This window comes from Microbacterium sp. NPDC055521, from assembly GCF_053619695.1.
On the sequence record NZ_JBSHJX010000001.1, the window covers coordinates 135,920 to 155,212 of the forward strand.

Below are 19,293 nucleotides of genomic sequence, written 5' to 3' on the forward strand. Positions count from 1 at the left end.
CGCCTCAGAGCAGCCCGAGGTTGTTCTTGAGCTCGAACGGCGTCACCTGGCCGCGGTAGGCCTCCCACTCCTTCTGCTTGTTCAGCAGCACGTAGTTGAAGACCTGCTCGCCGAGCGTCTCGGCGACCAGCTCGGAGTCCCGCATGTACTCGAGCGCGTGGTCGAGGCTGGCCGGCAGGGGCGCGTACCCGAGAGCGCGGCGCTCGGAGTCGCTGAGCGACCACACGTTGTCCTCGGCCTCCGGCGGCAGCTCGTACTCCTCCTCGATGCCCTTGAGGCCGGCTGCCAGCATCAGCGCGTAGGCGAGATACGGGTTCGCCGCCGAATCGAGCGCGCGGTACTCGATGCGCGTCGACTGGCCCTTGTTCGGCTTGTACATCGGCACGCGGATCAGCGCGGAGCGGTTCGCGTGACCCCAGGTGACGAAGCTCGGCGCCTCGTCGCCGCCCCAGAGCCGCTTGTACGAGTTCACGAACTGGTTGGTGACTGCGGCGATCTCGTTCGCATGACGCAGCAGACCGGCGATGAACCGGCGTCCGGTGAGCGAGAGCTGGTACTCGGCGCCGGCCTCGTAGAACGCGTTGACGTCGCCCTCGAACAGCGACATGTGTGTGTGCATGCCGCTGCCGGGGTGGTCGTTCAGCGGCTTCGGCATGAACGTCGCGTACACGCCCTGCTCGATCGCGACCTCTTTGACCACGGTGCGGAAGGTCATGATGTTGTCGGCGGTCGTCAGCGCGTCGGCGTAGCGCAGATCGATCTCGTTCTGCCCCGGGCCGCCCTCGTGGTGGCTGTACTCCACCGAGATGCCCAGGTCCTCCAGCATCCGCACGGCGCTGCGGCGGAAGTCGTGTGCCGTGCCGCCCGGCACGTTGTCGAAGTAGCCCGCGCTGTCGGCGGGAACAGGGCCCTCCGGGCCGAGTTGCGAGGACTTCAGCAGGTAGAACTCGATCTCGGGGTGCGTGTAGAACGTGAATCCGGCGTCTGCCGCCTTCGCGAGCGCCCGCCGCAGCACGTTGCGGGGGTCGGAGACGGCGGGGCGGCCGTCGGGGGTGGTGAGGTCGCAGAACATGCGGGCGGTCGGGTCGATCTCCCCGCGCCAGGGCAGGATCTGGAACGTCGTCGGGTCGGGCTGCGCGAGCAGGTCGGACTCGTAGGTGCGAGTCAGCCCCTCGATCGCCGAGCCGTCGAAGCCGATCCCCTCGGCGAACGCGCCCTCGACCTCAGCGGGGGCGATGGCCACCGACTTGAGCGTGCCGATGACGTCGGTGAACCAGAGCCGGACGAATTTGACGCCACGCTCTTCGATGGTGCGCAGCACGAAATCGCGCTGCTTGTCGACCCTCACTGGCCGGACTCGTGCGCGCTGGAGCCCCACGCATCGTCGGCCGCGTCTTCCTCGGCCCACGCGCGAGAGCGCTCGCGCAGGGTCTGGGGGGCACGAGCCGCGTCCTCGCGGGTGTCGAACGGACCGACCCGGTCGACCGATGCGGACTGCATGCCGAACTCGACCTCCCCGGTGCTGAGGTTGTACCAGTACTTCTCGTCGCCGTCGGACATGTCAGCTCCTTCGTCGGGATCTCGTCACGATCCTAATCGCTGGGTCGTGCATCGCTAGGCTATTCGCCATGGCACAGGCAATCGGCGTCGACATCGGCGGAACGGGCATCAAGGCGGGCATCGTCAACCTCGACACGGGCACACTGGATTCGGATCGCGTGCGCGTGCCGACGCCCGAGGGCGCGCACCCCGCCGACGTGGTCGAGACCGTGCGCGAGGTGCTCGACACCCTGGGCGTCGCGGAGTCGACGCTGCCGCTGGGTGTGGCGTTCCCCGCGATCGTGAAGTACGGCAAGACCCTTTCGGCGGCCAACATCTCGAAGGAGTGGGTCGACTTCGAGGCCGAGAAGTTCTTCGAGAGCGGACTGGGCCGCAGCATCACGTTCGTGAACGACGCCGACGCGGCCGGCGTGGCGGAGGCGCGTCACGGTGCTGCCCGCGACGCGCGCGGCCTCACCATCATGACGACGCTCGGCACCGGCATCGGCTCGGCCTTCCTGTACAACGGCGTGCTCGTGCCGAACACGGAGCTCGGGCATCTCAAGCGCGACGGCGAGTCGATCGAGCGTTGGACCGCGTACTCGGCGATGGAGCGCGAGAACCTGTCGTGGGAGGACTGGTCGGCGCGGCTGCAGGAGTTCTACTCGCACGTCGAGTTCCTGTTCAGCCCCGATCTGTTCGTGGTCGGGGGCGGGGTGTCGAAGCACCCCGAGAAGTTCCTGCCGCTGCTCGATCTGCGGACCCCGATCGTGTCTGCCGTGCACCGCAACGCCTCGGGCATCATCGGTGCGGCGGCACTGTCCGTCGACTGATCAGCACGCAGCAGGAAGGCCCGGTCGTCGACCGGGCCTTCCTTTGTTCGGGGCGAGCGGGCCGGCCTGTACGCCGGGTTCTGTTCAGGAGTTCTTCGCTCCCTTGACGGCCATCTCTCTCGACGACACGTTGCCGTGTCGTTCCAGCGACCTACCCGAGGACTCGGCGAGCCGCGTCAACGTCCTCTGTCTGGTCTTGCTCCGGGCGAGGTTTACCTGGCAGAGCGCGTCACCGCGCTCCCCGGTGGTCTCTTACACCACCCTTTCACCCTTACCCCTCCGGCCCTTGCGGGTCGGACGGGCGGTCTTCTCTCTGTGGCACTGTCTCGCGGATCACTCCGGGTGGGTGTTACCCACCGCCCTGCCCTGTGGAGCCCGGACGTTCCTCGGTGCGCTCACGCGCCACGCGGCCGTCCGGCCGACCCACTCGCCCCTCGATTCTACGCGTCCTTCGCGGCGTCCACCGCGACGTGCACGTCGAGGGGGACGTCGATGGCGAAGCCGGGGAACAGCCGGGCGGTGGCCGCGTCCGCGGCATCACGGAGGATGCCCGTCACAATCTCCGCCTGCTCGGTGGGAGCGTGCACGATCACCTCGTCGTGCAGGAACAGCGCGAGATGCGCGCGGTCGCGGAAGATCGGTCCGGATGCCGCCGCGGGCACGGATGCCGCTGGCAGCGCCATGAGACGGTGGCGGATCTCGGCGAGCCACAGCAGCGCCCATTCGGCTGCCGTGCCCTGCACGATGAAGTTGCGGGTGAAGCGTCCGCGATCGCGCGCCCAGCTGCGTGCACGGCTCTCCTCGGCCCCCGCGGCGTCGGGCCCGCCGGCCCGCGACTGGGCGAGGCGCCACGCGTCGTCGGGGTGGGGCGAGCTGCGGCCGAGCAGCGTGCTCACCACCCCGCCCTGCTCGCCGGTTCGCGCCGCGGCGTCGACAAGCCCCATCGCCCGCGGGTACACGGTACGCAGCCTCGGCACGAGCTGTCCGCTCTTTCCCGTGGTCGCGCCGTACATGGCTCCGAGCACCGCGTACTTCGCCTCGTCACGCGTCGCGACCGCTCCCGAGCGCACGACACCCTCGTACAGGTCGCGCCCACGCGCGGCCTCGACCATCGCGGTGTCGCGAGACATGGCGGCGAGCACGCGCGGCTCGAGCTGCGCCACGTCGGCGTCGACCAGGGTCCAGCCGGGGTCGGCGCGCACAGCGCTGCGCAGCTGACGAGGAATCTGCAACGCACCGCCCCCGGATGACGCCCAGCGTCCCGTCACCACTGCGCCGGTGAGGTAGACCGGGCGGAACCGCTCGTCGCGCACCCAGTCATCGAGCCACGCCCACCCGTTCGCGGTGAACAGCCGGGCGAGCTTCTTGTACTCCAGCAGCGGTGCCACCACCGGATGCTCGACACGCGACAGCTCCCATCGCGAGGTGGAGTCGACGAACACGCCGGCGCGGTGCAGCGCACGCAGCAGGCGGGGCGGGCTGTCGGGATTCAGGCTCGGGTCATCGAGACAGCGCCCGACCTCAGCGGCCAGCGCCGCCATGCGCGCAGGTCGCGCACCGCGCAGCGGACGGGATCCGAGCTGCCGCTCAAGGATGCTGTTGTGGGCGACCGTGTTCCACGGCAGCCCTGCCGCCGTCATCTCCTCCGCGATGAGGGCGCCCGTGGACTCGGCTGCGCACAGCAGCGCGAGGCGGGAGTCGGGCGCAGAAGCCAGTGCCGTCAGCTGCGCTCGCCACTGCGCGCTCACTTCGTCGATGTGCTCGTCGCCTTCCGGGCTCACCGCGGCCACATCGAACAGGCTCGGCGGTGCGGAGGCGTCGTCGACGTCGTCGGTGCGCAGCCAGCGGCCCGACGGCGCAAGCGCATGCGACAGCGATGCCGTGTCGCGCAGGATCGCGTGGCAGAGCAGCAGGTCGTGCGCCCGGCGCAGCCGCACCCCCGCGGCGAGCAGCGGCGGATAGAAGGTGCGCAGGCTCCGCACCGTCCACCGCGGTGACAGCAGCTGCTCCATCTCGCGCACCTGCGGCACGAGATCACGGTCGGAGACCTCGGTGGTCAGCGGCCCGCCGTCGGCATGCACGGCGATGACCCACCCGCCACCCCGGGCTCGCCCCACCAGGGCATGCGGCGGCTCTGCTGCAGGGGTCACGGCATCCGGTCTATCACCCGCGTCCGACGTCGGCGCCCGCGCCGAGAGGACGGTCGGTCGTCACAGACCGGACTCGTCGGTGCGCACGAGGATCCCCCCGCACTCCGGGCACGACACGACGTCGTCGTCGGCCGCTGCGCGCACGGCGCCCAGCTCGCTGCCGGCCAGCATCATCTGGCAGCCCTCGCAGATCCGCCGGCGCAGCAGACCCACGCCGATGCCGCCGCGCGCGGCGCGACGGGTGTACTCGGCGATCAACTCGGCGGGCACACTCTCGGTCAGGGCCGCACGATCGCGGGTCAGGTGCTCGCCCTCCGCTGCTGCGGCAGCCATGTCGGCCTTCGCGGCCGCGGTCAGCTGCGCACCCTCGGACTGGGTCTGGTCGATCAGCGCCTGCTGGGCGTCGACAGCTGCCTGCGCCTCCTCGACGCGCGCCATCACCTCGAGCTCGGAATCCTCGAGCATGGTGATGCGCCGGCCGAGGCTCTCGATCTCGTTCTCGAGCGCCTGCGCCTGCTTCGGGTCGGTGGCGACGGCGAGCCGCTCCGCATCCTTGTCGCGCCGCTGCGCGGCGAGGTGGACGTCGGACTCCAGCCGCCTCAGCTCGGCGTTCGCGTCGTCGAGCACCCCGGCGAGTCCGGTCAGCTCGCCCAGCTGCTGCTGGCGCAGAGCGGCGAGCTCGTTGATGCGGGCACCCTGCGCGGGGGTGGTGCGGGCGCGCTCCGCCTGCGCGATCTTCCGATCAAGGTCGGCGATGTCGAGGAGGCGGCGCTGGTGCTCAGGGCTGGCTTTCACCCCTCAAATCTAGTCCGTCAAGATGACACCGTCGACGTACAGCCAGAGCCCGCCCTCGCGCACGAAACGACCGCGCTCGCGCAGCGTGCCTCGCCCGTGCTCATCACGATAGAAGGCCTCGAACTCGACCACGCCGCGGTCGTCGAACGGCCCGCCGTGCTTCTGATCGAGGATGTCGAGGCGCTGCCAGCGGATGCCATCGTCGAGATCGAGCCGGTTCGGGCGAGTGGACGGGTGCCAGGTGCGCAGGAGATGCTCCGCGTCGGCTGTCGCGAACGCCGTGAACCGGGATCGCATCAGGCGCACGGCGGTCGGCGCCAATCCGGATGCCAGCACCGGGCCGCAGCACGACCCGAACACGTCTCCGCTCGTGCAGGGGCATCGCTCATCGCTCGCGGGTCTCGACATGCATCCATGCTGACACGCGACCGCCCGCGGACCCGGCCGTAGGCTGGGGCTGACCGACGACCCGGAGGACCCCATGACCGCTGTTCCCGTCTTCACCGCTCACAACGGATTCCAGCTGCCCGCCGTGGGACTGGGCACGTACCGGCTCAACGGCGAGGCCGGCGCGCAGTCGGTCGCCGCGGCGATCCGCCTCGGCTACCGCCTGATCGACTCGGCGTTCAACTACGAGAACGAGGGCGCCGTGGGCGCCGGAGTACGGGCATCCGGAATCGACCGCTCCGAGATCATCGTCACCACGAAGCTGCCGGGCCGGCACCACGAGACCCTCCAGGCGCGCACCAGCATCGAGGAGAGCCGGTTCCGGCTCGGGCTGGACGTCACCGACCTGCACCTGATCCACTGGCCCAACCCGCTCACCGGCCGGTACGAGCAGGCCTGGCGGGGCCTCGTCGACGCGCAGCAGCGCGGAACCGTCCACCAGATCGGCGTGTCCAACTTCCTTCCCGAGCACCTGGAGCGCATCGAGACGGCGACGGGCGTGCGGCCCGTCGTGAACCAGATCGAGGTGCACCCCTACTTCCCGCAGCAGGAGGCGCTCGCGTTGCATGCCGAGCGGGGCATACTCACCGAGGCGTGGTCGCCGCTCGGCCGTGCACGGCAGGTGCTCGATGAGCCCGTGATCGTCGAGATCGCCGAACGTCACGGCATCTCCCCGGTGCAGGCGATCATCGCCTGGCATGTCGCCCGAGGCACCGTGTCGATTCCGAAGGCCTCTTCACCCGAGCATCAGCGCACCAATCTCGAGGCGGCGTCCGTCGTGCTCGACGCCGCCGAGGTCGAGGCGATCACCGGGCTCGGTCGCGCAGACGGGCGGCTCTTCGACGGCGACCCGGCCACGCACGAGGAGATGTGAGGTCCGGATGCCCCTGACCGTTCTCCGGGAGGCCCTGCACCGGTCCGATCCCGCCATGCGGGCATGACCTTCTTCGAACAGGCGCCGATGGGCCGCCACGCCTCCCGCAGGCGACGATCCGTCGTCGGGCGCATCAGCACAGCAGCGGTGCTCGTCGTGCTCGCTGCGGGCACCGTCGGCGGGTTGTGGCTGATGTCGCTGGACGCGAAGGCCGACGAGCCGCTGCTCGAGCGGATCTTCCCCGCGCTTGCCGCACCTGCACCGCCGCTGAGCGCGGAGTTCGCCGACCTCGCCGACCGGATGATGCTGACCGCGGAGGGCAGGGAGGTCTTCGCCTTCACGCAGCCGCGATATGCCGACGCCGGCGAGATCGCCGAGCTCTGCGGAGATGAGTCCCACGACCCCGGGAACGAGTCCACGCTGGGCTGCTTCACGGGCCTCGAGCAGTCGCGCGCCCAGGATCGGATCTTCATCTACCGTTCCACCGACGAGCGACTCGCCCAGTCGATGGTGACCACGGCAGCCCACGAACTGCTGCACGCGGTGTACGCGCGCATGTCCTCGGAGGAGAAGACGCTTGTGGCCGAGCTCGTGTCCACGGCGACGGCTCGGGTTCCCTCCGACGACCCCGTTCACGATCAGATCGCCGCCTCGATGAACGGCGACGACGAGAAGCGGGCCACCGAGCAGTTCGCCTACCTCGGCTCGCAGGTGCACCCCGACATCGGGTTCCCCGTCGAGCTGGAGGAGATCTACGCACGCACGATCACCGATCGCGCTGCTCTCGTCGAGACGCACCGACACGCCGTCGCCGTGCTGGACGAGGTTCGCGCGGCGGTCGCCCAGGCCTGGGAGGAGGTGGCCGACGCCGAGCAGACGAACGCGCATACCCGCGCTCAGCTGGAGGCGGATGCCCGTGCCCTCTCCGAGGCCGTGGCGAAATTGGACAGCGATCGGGCGGCGTTCGACGCGACGGGCCCCGAGGAGAGAGAGCGGTGGAGAGTCACCCTCACGCCGCGGAACGGCGAGCCCGTCACGATGTCGTGGGAGGCGTCGTTCGCCTACCGCGAGGACGATCTGAATCGCATTCAGGGCGAGCACGACGCCCGTCGCGCAGAGCTCGAGCGGGCCGAGGCGGAGGCGGGACGCCTGCGCGCCGACACACAGGCGCTGCAGGATGATGCGACAGCTCTGCTGCGCGACGCTTATCCGGGCCAGACGTTCGAGGAGTGACCTCAGCCGTCACACGATAGGACGTCGGCGCTTGAGGGTCAACGCCCTCACCGGCGCTCGGGTCTGGCGCTAACGTCAGCGGTGCTCATCGCCGCCCGGCACGTCCGACACGCGGACGCGGCACCCGTCGACGGCACCTCGAGCACGGAGGAGAAGCCGATGCGCGCGATGACCTACCGGGGCCCGTACAAGATCCAGGTGACGGACAAGCCGATCCCGCGTCTGGAGCATCCGGGTGACGCGATCGTGCGGGTCACGCATGCCGCGGTCTGCGGATCTGACCTGCACCTCTATCACGGGATGATCCCCGACACCCGAATCGGCCACACGTTCGGCCACGAGATCGTCGGCGTCGTCCATGAAGTCGGCGCGGATGTGCAGAACCTCGCCCCGGGCGATCACGTCATGGTGCCCTTCAACATCTACTGCGGGTCCTGCTACTTCTGTTCGCGAGGCCTGTTCTCCAACTGCCACAACGTCAACGCGAACGCCACTGCCGTGGGCGGGATGTACGGCTACTCGCACACCGCAGGCGGATACGACGGGGGCCAAGCGGAGTACGTCCGCGTTCCCTTTGCCGACGTCGGGCCCAAGACCATTCCGGATTGGCTCTCGGCCGAGGACGCGCTGATGCTCACCGACGCGTTCTCGACCGGGTACTTCGGCGCGCAGCTCGGTGACATCGCCGAACGCGACACGGTCGTCGTATTCGGCGCTGGTCCCGTGGGCCTCTCCGCTGCGCGTTCGGCTTGGTTCCTCGGCGCCGGTCGCGTCATCGTCGTTGACCACATCGCGCACCGCCTCGAGAAGGCTCGAGACTTCGCGTACGCAGAGACCATGCATCTGGCCGAGCACAGCGACATCGTGCTGGCGTTGAAGAAGGCCACCGATGGTCTGGGCGCCGACGTGGTCATCGACGCCGTGGGAGCCGAAGCGGATGGGAGCGTGCTGCAGCATGTCACCGGCGCCAAGCTGAAGCTGCAGGGTGGCTCCCCCGTCGCCCTGAACTGGGCCATCGATTCCGCCCGCAAGGGCGGCACCGTCTCCGTCGTGGGCGCGTACGGACCGCTGGTCTCGGCGGTGCGAATGGGGGACGTGGTGAACAAGGGCCTGACCCTCAGAGCCAATCAGGCGCCGGTGGCGCGGCAGTGGCCGAGACTGCTCGAGCACATCCGCGCCGGTCACCTGCATCCGGGAGAGCTCCTGACGCATCGCTTCACGCTCGAGGACATCGGCGAGGCATATCACGTCTTCTCGGCGAAGCTCGACGGATGCATCAAGCCCATCATCACCGTCGGAGAGGACTGAGCATGCCTTATGAATCCGTGAAGCCCGATCGCAGCCCCAGCAATGACGAGCTGCGAGCGAGGATCCCCGGCTGGGGAGCCGACGCCGACGCCGAGCACCGCCGCACCTGGCAGCAGAGGGATGACATCGGCGACACGGGCGCGCACTGGCGACTTCCCGAACGTCAACCGGGCGGGGATCAGCGCGAGCGCTCGATCGAGCACATGATGCTGCCGCCGGTATTCGGCACCGCGCAGCCGCTGCACGGCGTCTCGGGGAGGATCCGGCGCTTCGCCTACGACAGGCTCAGCGAGACCAAGAACACACGCTGGCTGCTGCTCGTGCTCGGCGATCGGGTCGAGGCAGTGGGCGCCCACCTCCGCTCGTTCCTGAGCACACGTCCCGACAATCCGATCACTCAGACCGGGGTGCTCTCCGAGGCGCACCGGCACCCTTTGCGGTCGCGGTTCGGGACAGGACGCCTGGATCTGCGGCACACATGGATGGATCCGCTCATCGTCGCGGGTCCGTGGCTGGCGGTGGCGGTGCTGATCGGCGCAATCGCGGGCCGGGCCGGCCGGCGACGCTGACGGTCGCCTCGCGGAGTACGGTGGGCCCTGCCGGGATCGAACCGACGACATCCACGGTGTAAACGTGGCGCTCTACCAGCTGAGCTAAAGGCCCTGGTATCCCGATTCTACGGTGTGGAATGTGCGGAACCCGTCCTTCCGAACGGATATAGGCTGAGCACAGCGCGTGTTGTGCGGTGCCGACAAGGCCCGACCGCGCCGCATCCCGTTTCCTTGGCACGACCTGCCAGCTTGACGAAAGGCTCCACGTGACCGTCCACGACCAGGATCCGTACTCCCAGGCACCTTTGGACAGCGACCCAGAGGAGACCGGAGAGTGGCAGCAGTCGCTCGACGAGCTGGTGGATGCGAAGGGCCCCGGCCGCGGCCGGGAGATCATGCTCAGCCTCCTGAAGCGCTCGAAGGAGCGTCACCTCGGCGTGCCGATGGTGCCGACCACCGACTACATCAACACGATCGCCGCGTCCAACGAGCCGGAGTTCCCCGGCGACGAGGAGATCGAGCGCCGCTACCGCCACTGGATCCGCTGGAACGCGGCCATCACCGTGCACCGCGCGCAGCGGCCCGGCATCGGCGTCGGCGGACACATCTCCACCTACGCAGGCGCCGCGTCGCTGTACGAGGTCGGCTTCAACCACTTCTTCCGCGGTCAGGACCACCCGAGCGGCGGCGACCAGATCTTCATCCAGGGTCACGCCTCCCCCGGCATCTACGCCCGGTCGTTCCTCGAGGGGCGCCTGAGCGAGGCCGACATGGACGGCTTCCGTCAGGAGAAGTCGCACGCAGGTCACGCCCTTCCTTCGTATCCGCACCCGCGGTCGATGCCCGAGTACTGGCAGTTCCCGACTGTCTCGATGGGTCTCGGCCCGATCAACGCGATCTACCAGGCACAGGCGAACAGGTACCTCACCAACCGCGGCATCAAGGACACCGGCGACCAGCACGTCTGGGCCTTCCTGGGCGATGGCGAGATGGACGAGGTCGAGAGCCGCGGCCAGCTGCAGGTAGCCGCCAACGAGGGCCTCGACAACCTCACGTTCGTGATCAACTGCAACCTGCAGCGTCTCGACGGCCCGGTGCGCGGCAACGGCAAGATCATCCAGGAGCTCGAGTCGTTCTTCCGCGGTGCCGGATGGAACGTCATCAAGGTCATCTGGGGCCGGGAGTGGGACGACCTGCTCGCCCGCGACACCGACGGCGCTCTGCTGAACATCATGAACGCCACCCCCGACGGCGACTACCAGACGTACAAGGCCGAGTCCGGTGCGTACATCCGCGAGAACTTCTTCGGTCGCGACGAGCGCGCCGCCGCCCTCGTCAAGGACCTCTCGGATGACGACATCTGGCACCTGCGCCGCGGTGGTCACGACTACCGCAAGGTGTATGCGGCGTACAAGTCGGCGGTGGAGCACAAGGGCCAGCCGACCGTCATCCTCGCCAAGACCGTGAAGGGCTACGGTCTCGGACCGCACTTCGAGGGCCGCAACGCGACCCACCAGATGAAGAAGATGACGCTGGACAACCTCAAGACGTTCCGCGACACCATGCAGATCCCGATCACGGACGCGCAGCTGGAAGAGAACCCGTACCTGCCCCCGTACTACCACCCGGGCAAGGACGACGAGACCATCCAGTACATGCTGGAGCGTCGTCGCGCCCTCGGCGGCATGATCCCCGAACGCCGCACCGCGCACACCTCGATCACGCTGCCCGAGGAGTCGACCTACGCGCTGCCACGCAAGGGCTCCGGCACCCAGGAGATCGCCACGACGATGGCGTTCGTCCGTCTGCTGAAGGACCTGCTCCGGGCGAAGGACTTCGGCAACCGCGTCGTGCCGATCATCCCCGACGAGGCGCGCACCTTCGGCATCGACGCGTACTTCCCGACCGCGAAGATCTACAACCCGAACGGTCAGCACTACACCTCGGTCGACCGCCAGCTGCTGCTCGCGTACAAGGAGAGCCCGCAGGGCCAGATCGTGCACGTCGGCATCAACGAGGCCGGTGCCATGGCGGCCTTCACCGCCGCAGGCACGTCGTACTCCACGCAGGGCGAGCCGCTGATCCCGATCTACATCTTCTACTCGATGTTCGGCTACCAGCGCACGGGAGATGCGATGTGGGCCGCGGGCGACCAGATGGCGCGTGGATTCATCATCGGCGCCACGGCAGGACGCACGACGCTGACCGGTGAAGGTCTGCAGCACGCGGACGGGCACTCGCCGCTGCTGGCATCCACCAACCCCGCCACCGTCTCGTACGATCCCGCGTACGGCTACGAGATCGCGCACATCGTGCGCTCGGGTCTGGAGCGGATGTACGGCGGGTCGCACCCCGACCCCGACGTCATGTACTACCTCACGGTGTACAACGAGCCGCTGGTGCAGCCGGCCGAGCCGGAGGATGCGGACATCGACGGCATCATCCGCGGCATCCACCGCATCAAGCCGGGCACGGGCGAGGGACACAAGGCCCAGCTGTTCGCCTCGGGCGTCGGCGTGCCGTGGGCTCTGGAGGCGCAGGAGCTGCTGCAGCGCGACTGGGGCGTCAGCGCGGATGTGTGGTCGGTCACCTCGTGGAGCGAGCTGCGCCACGACGGTCTCGCGGTCGACGAGCACAACTTCCTGCACCCCGAGGAGGAGCCGCAGACGGCCTACCTCACCCGCAAGCTGCAGGGCGCAGACGGCCCGGTCGTCGCCGTCAGCGACTTCATGCACGCCGTGCAGGACCAGATCCGCCCGTGGGTGCCGAACCCGTACTACACGCTGGGCGCGGATGGTTTCGGCTTCTCGGACACCCGTGCCGCTGCTCGACGCTTCTTCAAGATCGACGGTCCGTCGATGGTGGTCCGCACTCTGCAGGCCCTGGCCGACGAGGGCAGGATCGACCGTGCGGTCATCGGCCAGGCGATCGAGAAGTACCGTCTGTTCGACGTGAACGCCGGCACCAGCGGGAACGCAGGCGGCGAGAGCTGAACCCGTGACCAGTACCGCCCAGCAGGCCATGGACAAGGCCGCGACGCTCGCCTGGCTGCGCCGGATCTCCGGTGACATCGCGACGGTGACGATCAAGCGGCTCGAGGACACCCTGCCCTGGTACGCCGACATGCCACCAGCCCGACGCTCCGCCGTCGGGCTGGTGGCCCAGGCCGGCATCACGTCGTTCATCCAGTGGTATGAGGATCCGACGTCGACCCCCTGGATCGCCGCCGACATCTTCGCCGCCGCACCGCGTGAGCTGCTGCGCAGCGTCAGCCTGCAGCAGACGCTGCAGTTGATCCGCGTCACGGTCGAGGTCACCGAGGAGCGCGTCGCGGGACGCGGCGCGGATCTGCGCGAGGCGATCCTGCTGTATTCGCGCGACGTGGCGTTCGCGTCTGCCGACGTGTACGCCCGCGCCGCCGAGGCGCGGGGGCTGTGGGATGCCCGACTCGAGGCCCTCGTGGTCGACTCGATCCTCACGGGCGAGGCCGACGAGGAGCTGCCCAGCCGCATCGCCGCCCTCGGCTGGCACGGCCATGGCGAGGTCAGCGTCATCGTCGGCACGACGCCCCCGCAGTTCGACGTCGACCTGGTGCGACGCACGGCCCGGCGTATGTCCGTCGACGTGCTGATCGGCGTGCAGGGGTCGAGACTCGTGCTCGTCATCGGGCGCGCGCGCGTGCCCGGCAAAGAGGACGAGACCGAGGATCTGCCGTTCAGCGAGATCGCGCTGCGCCTGGAGCCCTCGTTCGGCCCCGGTTATGTGGTGCTCGGCCCGCCGGTGACCGCCCTCGTCGACGCCGGGCAGAGTGCCCGTGCGGCGCTCGCCGGCTTCGCGGTCGCTCGCGCGTGGCGCGGCGCGCCCCGCCCGGTCGAGGCGGACGACCTGCTGCCCGAGCGCGCCCTGGCCGGTGACTCCCTGGCCAAGCAGACGCTCATCGAGCGGATCTTCCGCCCCCTGCAGGCGCATTCCACCGACCTCGTGACGACGCTGTGGAGCTATCTCGACAACGGCCGTTCGCTCGAGGCGACCGCGCGCGAGCTGTTCGTGCACCCGAACACGGTGCGCTACCGACTCAAGCGCGTGACCGAGGTGATCGGCTGGGACGCGACCGGTCCACGCGAGGCCCTGATCCTGCAGACCGCCCTGATCCTCGGCTCGATCGGCACGGCAGAGCCTGCCCGGCGTCGTGCCGTGACGCGGCGTCGCTGAGTCGTCAGAGCCTCACCGCCCGGGAGATGTGCGCCACGCACAATCGATTCTCTGATTGTTGTGATGTTTCATCCACCACCATCGTCCGATCGTTGGCAGACTGGTCTGGTGATCGTCGTCGCCTCGCCCGGTCAGGGCTCCCAGACCCCCGGCTTCCTCGCTCCCTGGCTCGAGCTGGACGGCGTCGCCGAACGGCTGGACGCATATTCCGAGGCCGCCGAGGTCGACCTGATCGCGCACGGCACCGAATCGGACGCCGACACCATCCGCGACACCCGCATCGCGCAGCCGCTCATCGTGGCCGCCTCGCTGATCGCCGCCGAGCAGCTGACCCTGCGCGCCCGGCGGCGTCCCGACGGGGTCGCCGGCCACTCGGTGGGAGAGCTCGCCGCGCTCGCGGGCGCTGAGGTGCTCGCCGCCGACGAGGCCATGCGCCTGGTCGGCATCCGCGGACGCGCGATGGCGGATGCCGCCGCGCACACGCCCACCGGGATGAGCGCGGTGCTCGGTGGCGACGCCGACGAGGTGCTCGCGCTGCTCGACGAGCTCGAGCTCACCCCGGCCAACTACAACGTCGCCGGGCAGATCGTCGCGGCGGGCGCGCTGCCCGCGCTCGCGCAGCTCGCCGAGCGGGCTCCGCGCGCGGTGCGCGTGATGCCGCTGCAGGTCGCCGGGGCATTCCACACCTCGTACATGGCTCCCGCCGTCGACACGCTGCGCGCCGCCGTCTCCACCATCTCGGCGAGCGACCCGACAGTCACACTCTGGTCGAACCGCGACGGCGCGGTCGTCGACGACGGACATGCCGCCCTCGACCGCATCGTGACCCAGGTGTCGTCGCCGGTGCGCTGGGATCTCTGCATGGAGGCGTTCGCCGCCGCCGACATCACCGGATTCATCGAGGTCGCCCCTGCCGGCGCTCTCACCGGCCTCGCCAAGCGCGGCCTGCGCGGCGTGCCGAATGTCGCAGTGAAGACCCCCGACGACCTCGACGCAGCCGCGGAGCTGCTCGCCGGGTCATCGCAGAACGGAGCAGTCTCGTGACCATCCTCAAGCAAGCCAGCGGCCCCGCCTACACGCGCATCTACTCGGTCGGCGCGGCGCGCGGCGAGAACGCCGTCCCCAACGACGATCTGGTCGGGCCGATCGACTCCAGCGATGAGTGGATCCGGCAGCGCACCGGCATCATCACCCGCACCCGTGCGGTCGCCGAGACGAGTGTGATCGAGCTCTCCACCGACGCGGCGAAGGAAGCCGTCGAGCGCTCAGGCGTCGACCCGGCCGAGATCGATCTCGTGATCATCGCGACGATCAGCAACCCGAAGCAGACGCCCTCGGTGGCCGCGATCGTGGCCGACCGGATCGGGGCGACGCCTGCCGCCGCCTACGACATGAACGCGGCATGCGCCGGGTACGCGTACGCCATCGCCCAGGCGGATGCGCTCATCCGCGCCGGAGCCGCCCGCCACGCCGTCGTCGTCGGCGCCGAGAAGCTCTCGGACGTCGTCGACCCCACCGACCGGAGCATCTCTTTCCTGCTCGGCGACGGCGCCGGCGCCGTGGTCATCGGCCCGAGCGAGACGCCCGGCATCTCGTCGACCGTCTGGGGCTCGGACGGCTCGAAGTCCGACCTCGTGGGCATGAACCACACCCTCACCGACTTCCGCGACGGCAAGGCTCCGTGGCCCACGCTCCGCCAGGAGGGGCCGAGCGTGTTCCGCTGGGCGGTGTGGGAGATGGCCAAGGTCGCCCGCGAAGCGCTCGAGCGCGCCGGCATCGAGGCATCCGACCTCGCCGCCTTCATCCCGCACCAGGCGAACCTGCGCATCATCGAGGAGTTCGCCAAGCAGCTCAAGCTGCCCGAGACCACCGTCATCGCCCGCGACATCGAGACCACCGGCAACACGTCGGCCGCCTCGATCCCGCTCGCCACGCACCGGCTGCTCGAGGAGCACCCCGAACTGAGCGGCGGTCTGGCCCTGCAGATCGGGTTCGGCGCCGGTCTGGTCTTCGGCGCGCAGGTGGTCGTGCTGCCCTGATCGGGTGCGCGCCTTCCCTAGACTGTTCACCGGTTCAACCCATTCCGAGAAAGTAGGAAACACCATGGCTCTCACCAACGACGAGGTCCTCGCCGGCCTTGCTGAGCTGGTCACCGACGAGACGGGCATCGACGCGTCCGAGGTCACGATGGAGAAGTCGTTCACCGACGACCTCGACATCGACTCGATCTCGATGATGACGATCGTCGTCAACGCCGAGGAGAAGTTCGGCGTCACCATCCCCGACGACGAGGTCAAGAACCTGAAGACCGTCGCCGACGCCGTCAACTTCATCGTCGCCGGCCAGGAGTGACACCCGCGGATGCCACCCCCGCGGACCGCGGGGTGTGGCATCCTCCTGCCCCGATCCCTCCTCCTCACGAAGGACTCCCATGACCAAGCGCATCGTCGTCACCGGTATCGGCGCCACGTCCGCTCTGGGCGGCACGGCTCCCGAGAACTGGGCGAACCTGCTCGCCGGCCAGTCCGGTACCCGCACCCTGCCGCACGACTGGATCGAGAAGTACCAGATCCCGGTGCACTTCGCTGCGGAGGCCAGCGTGCGTCCCGAAGAGGTGCTGCCGCGTCACGAGGCGAAGCGCCTCGACCCGTCGACGCAATTCGCGATGATCGCCGCTCGCGAGGCGTGGGAGGACGCGGGTGCGCCCGACGTCGCCCCGGAGCGTCTGGGAGTCGACTGGGCGACCGGCATCGGCGGCGTCTGGACGCTGCTGGATGCCTGGGACACGCTGCGTGAGAAGGGTCCGCGGCGGGTCATGCCGCTGACCGTGCCCATGCTCATGCCGAACGCCGGCGCAGGCAACCTCTCCCTGCACTTCAACGCGAAGGCGTTCGCCCGCACCGTGGTCAGCGCGTGCGCCTCGAGCACCGAGTCGATCGCGAACGCCTACCAGCACCTGCAGGACGACCTCGCCGATGTCGTGATCGCCGGCGGCGCCGAGTCGGCCATCCACCCGATCACCATGGCATCGTTCGCCTCAGCTCAGGCGCTCTCCCGCCGCAACGACGACCCGGCCACGGCTTCCCGCCCCGGCGCCATCGATCGCGACGGCTTCGTGATGGGCGAGGGCGGCGCCGCTCTCGTGCTCGAGACCGAGGAGCACGCCACCGCCCGCGGGGCAAAGATCTACGCCTACCTGGTGGGCGGCGGCGTGACGGCCGACTCGTACCACATCACCGGAAACGACCCCGAAGGGGCCGGCGCCGCACGCGCCGTCGAGGCGGCCCTCGCCCAAGCCGGCGCGTCGCCGGACGAGGTCGCGCACATCAACGCGCACGCGACCTCCACTCCGGTCGGCGACCCCAACGAGTACGAAGCCCTCAAGCGCGTGTTCGGCGACCGCATCGACGAGATCCCGGTCTCGGCGACCAAGGCGTCGACCGGTCACCTGCTCGGCGGCACGGGCGCGCTCGAGGCCGTGTTCGCGATCCTCGCGCTGCGCGACCGCGTCGCTCCCCCGACGATCAACATGACCGAGCCCGATCCCGCGGTGCCGTTCAAGCTCTCCACCGAGCCGCAGCCGCTGGGCGAGGGCGACCTGCTCGCGATCAGCAACTCGTTCGGCTTCGGCGGTCACAACGCGGTCGTCGCGTTCCGCAGCGCCTGACCCGACCGAACCGAACAGACACGACGAAGCCCCCGCCTTCCCCGGCGGGGGCTTCTGTCTGATGCGGGAGATTCGCTTTCCCGGTCTCCGGGTGCGATCACCGGATCCCGCTACTCGCGCCTCGCCCGCACGTCCTGCGCGGCGGCGTCGGCCCGATCAGCCGACCTTGTGCAGCCAGACGACGTGCGTGTCGTCACCGGCGTGCCGGAACGGCTCCAGCTCCTCATCCCACGCCGAGCCGAGAGCGACGTCGAGTTCGCGCTGCAGCTCGGCCGCGTTGCCGGCGGCGATCTCCATCGCATAGCGAATGCGGTCTTCGCCGATCACGATGTTGCCCGCCGAATCGGTCTGCGCGTAGTGGATGCCGAGATCGGGAGTGTGCAACCAGCGGCCGCCCTCGCTGGCCGGTGTCGGATCCTCCGACACCTCGAAGCGCAGATGCTCCCAGCCGCGGATCGCCGTCGCGAGCGCCGCACCGGTGCCGGCAGGCGCATCCCAGTAGAACTCCGCGCGGCGGGTGCCCTGCTGCACGGGCTGGTCGCTCCAGTCGAAGTTGACGGCACGACCGATGGCGCGTCCCACCGCCCATTCGAGGTGCGGGCAGAGCGCGCGTGGAGCGGAGTGGATGAACACCACTCCGCGTGCGTATCCCGTCGCCATGATCTCTCCGTTTCATCAGGTACGTCTTCCCCTACGACCTGAACCGAAGATGCGGCGAACTATGCGGTTGTACGGCGATTATCGCCCAGAACCGCGCGAATCACAAGCGTGTGATTCCGGATGCCAGAGCGGCCCCGGTCGCAGTGACCGGGGCCGCTCTGTCGATGGGTCCCTGAGCCTGTCGAAGGCCGGTCCCCGAGCCTGTCGAAAGGTTACGCCTCGCTCATCGCGAGCTTGGCCTGCTGGCCCTTCGCGGCGTAGTAGGCCGCGCGAGCGGCATCCCGCCGGGCCTGCTCCGCGTAGCCGGCCTCGAGCACGTCCTGCGCGACCTCGACCTGCTCGTGCTGGTCGGTGCCGTTGTACTTCTCGATGTAGGCGTCGAGCTCGGGGCCCGACTCCCACGAGGTGATGAGGCAGTAGCGCGGCTCGGTGCCGTTGTGGGTGGTCGCGTGCCACAGACGCTGGGTGTCGACGATGAGCTGAGCGCCGGCCGGAAGGGCGATGCGGTACTCGACGCTCGGGTCGGTGCGGTTCTCACGCAGGACGAAGTAGCTGTCCTTGTCGTCGGTGAGGTTGAAGAACCCGCGCACGACCCAGCCGGTGCCGTCGGGGTTCAGGCGGTTGTTGTCGTCCTGGTGCAGGTTGTACAGGCACTCGCCGTACGGGGTGGGCTGCAGCTCGATGACGCGGCAGCGACCGACGTTGGCACCCGGCTCCTTGGCGCGAGCGGTCAGGGTCGGGGCGATCGCGGTCTGCGAGTCGATCCAGACGCCGTCCTTGTCCGTGCGCGGCGGCTTGTGGTTCCAGAAGCCGTTGCACTCGATCTCGCCCTTCGCGCTGGCGAGAGGCGAGAAGCGGGTGTCGCCCGAAGACTTCCAGTCGACATACTCGATGTCGAGCCATTCCTTCGGGTCCATCTCCCCGCCGTAGCTGTCGAGGATGACGAATCCCTTGTCTTCGAGGGCTGCGGACTTGATGTATCCCATGATCTGAGTCATGTCCTTTCGTAATGGGCCAGCACGTT

The 19,293-nt window shown here is 69.2% G+C and carries 18 protein-coding genes, 1 tRNA gene and 1 other RNA gene; 11 read left to right on the forward strand and 9 right to left on the reverse strand.

From position 1 onward, the window contains the following. Nucleotides 1-4 precede the first annotated feature (4 nt). Nucleotides 5-1,348 carry a glutamine synthetase family protein gene (locus ACWGSM_RS00615; protein ID WP_452321065.1) on the reverse strand — a complete coding sequence of 448 codons (1,344 nt, stop codon included), beginning with the start codon at nucleotides 1,346-1,348 and terminating at the stop codon, nucleotides 5-7. Beyond that, entirely contained in the window at nucleotides 1,345-1,560 is a 216-nt protein-coding gene (locus ACWGSM_RS00620; protein WP_452321066.1) for an SPOR domain-containing protein, read from the reverse strand. The genes ACWGSM_RS00615 and ACWGSM_RS00620 overlap by 4 nt, the downstream gene beginning before the upstream one ends. A gap of 68 nt (nucleotides 1,561-1,628) precedes the next feature. On the opposite strand from ACWGSM_RS00620, the gene ppgK reads away from it, so the two are divergent. Then, nucleotides 1,629-2,372 (forward strand): polyphosphate--glucose phosphotransferase, encoded by a 744-nt coding sequence (gene ppgK, locus ACWGSM_RS00625; protein WP_313358114.1) that lies wholly within the window; start codon nucleotides 1,629-1,631, stop codon nucleotides 2,370-2,372. 53 nt (nucleotides 2,373-2,425) lie between these two features. Here ppgK and rnpB read toward each other — a convergent pair. The 4 genes from rnpB to ACWGSM_RS00645 form a co-directional block, all read right to left on the reverse strand. Next, an RNA gene (gene rnpB / locus ACWGSM_RS00630) (RNase P RNA component class A) lies at nucleotides 2,426-2,798 on the reverse strand. 14 nt (nucleotides 2,799-2,812) lie between these two features. After that, nucleotides 2,813-4,522 (reverse strand): bifunctional 3'-5' exonuclease/DNA polymerase, encoded by a 1,710-nt coding sequence (locus ACWGSM_RS00635; protein ID WP_452321067.1) that lies wholly within the window; start codon nucleotides 4,520-4,522, stop codon nucleotides 2,813-2,815. 60 nt (nucleotides 4,523-4,582) lie between these two features. Continuing rightward, entirely contained in the window at nucleotides 4,583-5,317 is a 735-nt protein-coding gene (locus tag ACWGSM_RS00640; protein ID WP_452321068.1) for a zinc ribbon domain-containing protein, read from the reverse strand. A gap of 9 nt (nucleotides 5,318-5,326) precedes the next feature. Continuing rightward, a complete protein-coding gene (locus ACWGSM_RS00645; RefSeq protein ID WP_452321069.1) occupies nucleotides 5,327-5,725 on the reverse strand; it encodes a YchJ family protein in 399 nt (132 codons plus the stop codon). Between the two features lie 73 nt (nucleotides 5,726-5,798). Between ACWGSM_RS00645 and ACWGSM_RS00650 the strand changes: the two genes are divergently transcribed. From ACWGSM_RS00650 to ACWGSM_RS00665, 4 genes are all read left to right on the forward strand, one after another. Continuing rightward, nucleotides 5,799-6,638: an aldo/keto reductase gene (locus ACWGSM_RS00650; protein ID WP_452321070.1), complete on the forward strand. Its 840-nt coding sequence runs from the start codon at nucleotides 5,799-5,801 to the stop codon at nucleotides 6,636-6,638. 63 nt (nucleotides 6,639-6,701) lie between these two features. Then, a complete protein-coding gene (locus ACWGSM_RS00655) occupies nucleotides 6,702-7,871 on the forward strand; it encodes a hypothetical protein (RefSeq protein WP_452321071.1) in 1,170 nt (389 codons plus the stop codon). A gap of 159 nt (nucleotides 7,872-8,030) precedes the next feature. Beyond that, nucleotides 8,031-9,179 (forward strand): zinc-dependent alcohol dehydrogenase, encoded by a 1,149-nt coding sequence (locus ACWGSM_RS00660; protein ID WP_452321072.1) that lies wholly within the window; start codon nucleotides 8,031-8,033, stop codon nucleotides 9,177-9,179. A 2-nt stretch (nucleotides 9,180-9,181) separates the two neighbouring features. Further along, nucleotides 9,182-9,748 carry a hypothetical protein gene (locus tag ACWGSM_RS00665; RefSeq protein ID WP_452321073.1) on the forward strand — a complete coding sequence of 189 codons (567 nt, stop codon included), beginning with the start codon at nucleotides 9,182-9,184 and terminating at the stop codon, nucleotides 9,746-9,748. Nucleotides 9,749-9,769: 21 nt separating this feature from the next. Here the strand turns inward: ACWGSM_RS00665 and ACWGSM_RS00670 are convergent. Further along, nucleotides 9,770-9,842, reverse strand: a tRNA-Val gene (locus tag ACWGSM_RS00670). A 154-nt stretch (nucleotides 9,843-9,996) separates the two neighbouring features. On the opposite strand from ACWGSM_RS00670, the gene aceE reads away from it, so the two are divergent. The 6 genes from aceE to ACWGSM_RS00700 all read left to right on the forward strand — a co-directional run bounded on the left by aceE (nucleotide 9,997) and on the right by ACWGSM_RS00700 (nucleotide 17,609). After that, nucleotides 9,997-12,723, forward strand: a complete 2,727-nt coding sequence (aceE, locus tag ACWGSM_RS00675; protein ID WP_452321074.1) for a pyruvate dehydrogenase (acetyl-transferring), homodimeric type — start codon at nucleotides 9,997-9,999, stop codon at nucleotides 12,721-12,723. 28 nt (nucleotides 12,724-12,751) lie between these two features. Beyond that, nucleotides 12,752-13,942 (forward strand): PucR family transcriptional regulator, encoded by a 1,191-nt coding sequence (locus tag ACWGSM_RS00680; protein WP_452321267.1) that lies wholly within the window; start codon nucleotides 12,752-12,754, stop codon nucleotides 13,940-13,942. A 108-nt stretch (nucleotides 13,943-14,050) separates the two neighbouring features. Continuing rightward, nucleotides 14,051-14,986, forward strand: a complete 936-nt coding sequence (locus ACWGSM_RS00685) for an ACP S-malonyltransferase (protein ID WP_452321075.1) — start codon at nucleotides 14,051-14,053, stop codon at nucleotides 14,984-14,986. Continuing rightward, nucleotides 14,983-15,981: a beta-ketoacyl-ACP synthase III gene (locus tag ACWGSM_RS00690; RefSeq protein ID WP_452321076.1), complete on the forward strand. Its 999-nt coding sequence runs from the start codon at nucleotides 14,983-14,985 to the stop codon at nucleotides 15,979-15,981. The genes ACWGSM_RS00685 and ACWGSM_RS00690 overlap by 4 nt, the downstream gene beginning before the upstream one ends. Nucleotides 15,982-16,045: 64 nt before the next feature. Further along, on the forward strand, nucleotides 16,046-16,294 hold the full coding sequence (locus ACWGSM_RS00695) for an acyl carrier protein (protein ID WP_071641880.1): 249 nt from the start codon (nucleotides 16,046-16,048) through the stop codon (nucleotides 16,292-16,294). 79 nt (nucleotides 16,295-16,373) lie between these two features. Next, the gene (locus ACWGSM_RS00700) at nucleotides 16,374-17,609 is read left to right on the forward strand and encodes a beta-ketoacyl-[acyl-carrier-protein] synthase family protein (RefSeq protein ID WP_452321077.1); all 1,236 of its coding nucleotides are present in this window, start codon (nucleotides 16,374-16,376) and stop codon (nucleotides 17,607-17,609) included. Nucleotides 17,610-17,765: 156 nt separating this feature from the next. Here ACWGSM_RS00700 and ACWGSM_RS00705 read toward each other — a convergent pair whose 3' ends face one another. Both ACWGSM_RS00705 and ACWGSM_RS00710 read right to left on the reverse strand, forming a co-directional pair. Beyond that, entirely contained in the window at nucleotides 17,766-18,269 is a 504-nt protein-coding gene (locus tag ACWGSM_RS00705) for a DUF3145 domain-containing protein (RefSeq protein WP_313357983.1), read from the reverse strand. 212 nt (nucleotides 18,270-18,481) lie between these two features. Beyond that, nucleotides 18,482-19,255, reverse strand: coding sequence for a hypothetical protein (locus tag ACWGSM_RS00710; protein ID WP_101186975.1), 774 nt, complete (start codon nucleotides 19,253-19,255; stop codon nucleotides 18,482-18,484). Nucleotides 19,256-19,293 lie beyond the last annotated feature (38 nt).

What these genes read in the sequence shown, in the direction of transcription:
- ACWGSM_RS00620 (WP_452321066.1), bottom strand. Translation starts at nt 1,560, where the DNA reads ATGTCCGACGGCGACGAGAAGTACTGGTACAACCTCAGCACCGGGGAG.
- ppgK (WP_313358114.1), top strand. Translation starts at nt 1,629, where the DNA reads ATGGCACAGGCAATCGGCGTCGACATCGGCGGAACGGGCATCAAGGCG.
- ACWGSM_RS00645 (WP_452321069.1), bottom strand. Translation starts at nt 5,725, where the DNA reads ATGTCGAGACCCGCGAGCGATGAGCGATGCCCCTGCACGAGCGGAGAC.
- ACWGSM_RS00650 (WP_452321070.1), top strand. Translation starts at nt 5,799, where the DNA reads ATGACCGCTGTTCCCGTCTTCACCGCTCACAACGGATTCCAGCTGCCC.
- ACWGSM_RS00655 (WP_452321071.1), top strand. Translation starts at nt 6,702, where the DNA reads ATGACCTTCTTCGAACAGGCGCCGATGGGCCGCCACGCCTCCCGCAGG.
- ACWGSM_RS00660 (WP_452321072.1), top strand. Translation starts at nt 8,031, where the DNA reads ATGCGCGCGATGACCTACCGGGGCCCGTACAAGATCCAGGTGACGGAC.
- ACWGSM_RS00665 (WP_452321073.1), top strand. Translation starts at nt 9,182, where the DNA reads ATGCCTTATGAATCCGTGAAGCCCGATCGCAGCCCCAGCAATGACGAG.
- ACWGSM_RS00680 (WP_452321267.1), top strand. Translation starts at nt 12,752, where the DNA reads ATGGACAAGGCCGCGACGCTCGCCTGGCTGCGCCGGATCTCCGGTGAC.
- ACWGSM_RS00695 (WP_071641880.1), top strand. Translation starts at nt 16,046, where the DNA reads ATGGCTCTCACCAACGACGAGGTCCTCGCCGGCCTTGCTGAGCTGGTC.
- ACWGSM_RS00700 (WP_452321077.1), top strand. Translation starts at nt 16,374, where the DNA reads ATGACCAAGCGCATCGTCGTCACCGGTATCGGCGCCACGTCCGCTCTG.
- ACWGSM_RS00705 (WP_313357983.1), bottom strand. Translation starts at nt 18,269, where the DNA reads ATGGCGACGGGATACGCACGCGGAGTGGTGTTCATCCACTCCGCTCCA.
- ACWGSM_RS00710 (WP_101186975.1), bottom strand. Translation starts at nt 19,255, where the DNA reads ATGGGATACATCAAGTCCGCAGCCCTCGAAGACAAGGGATTCGTCATC.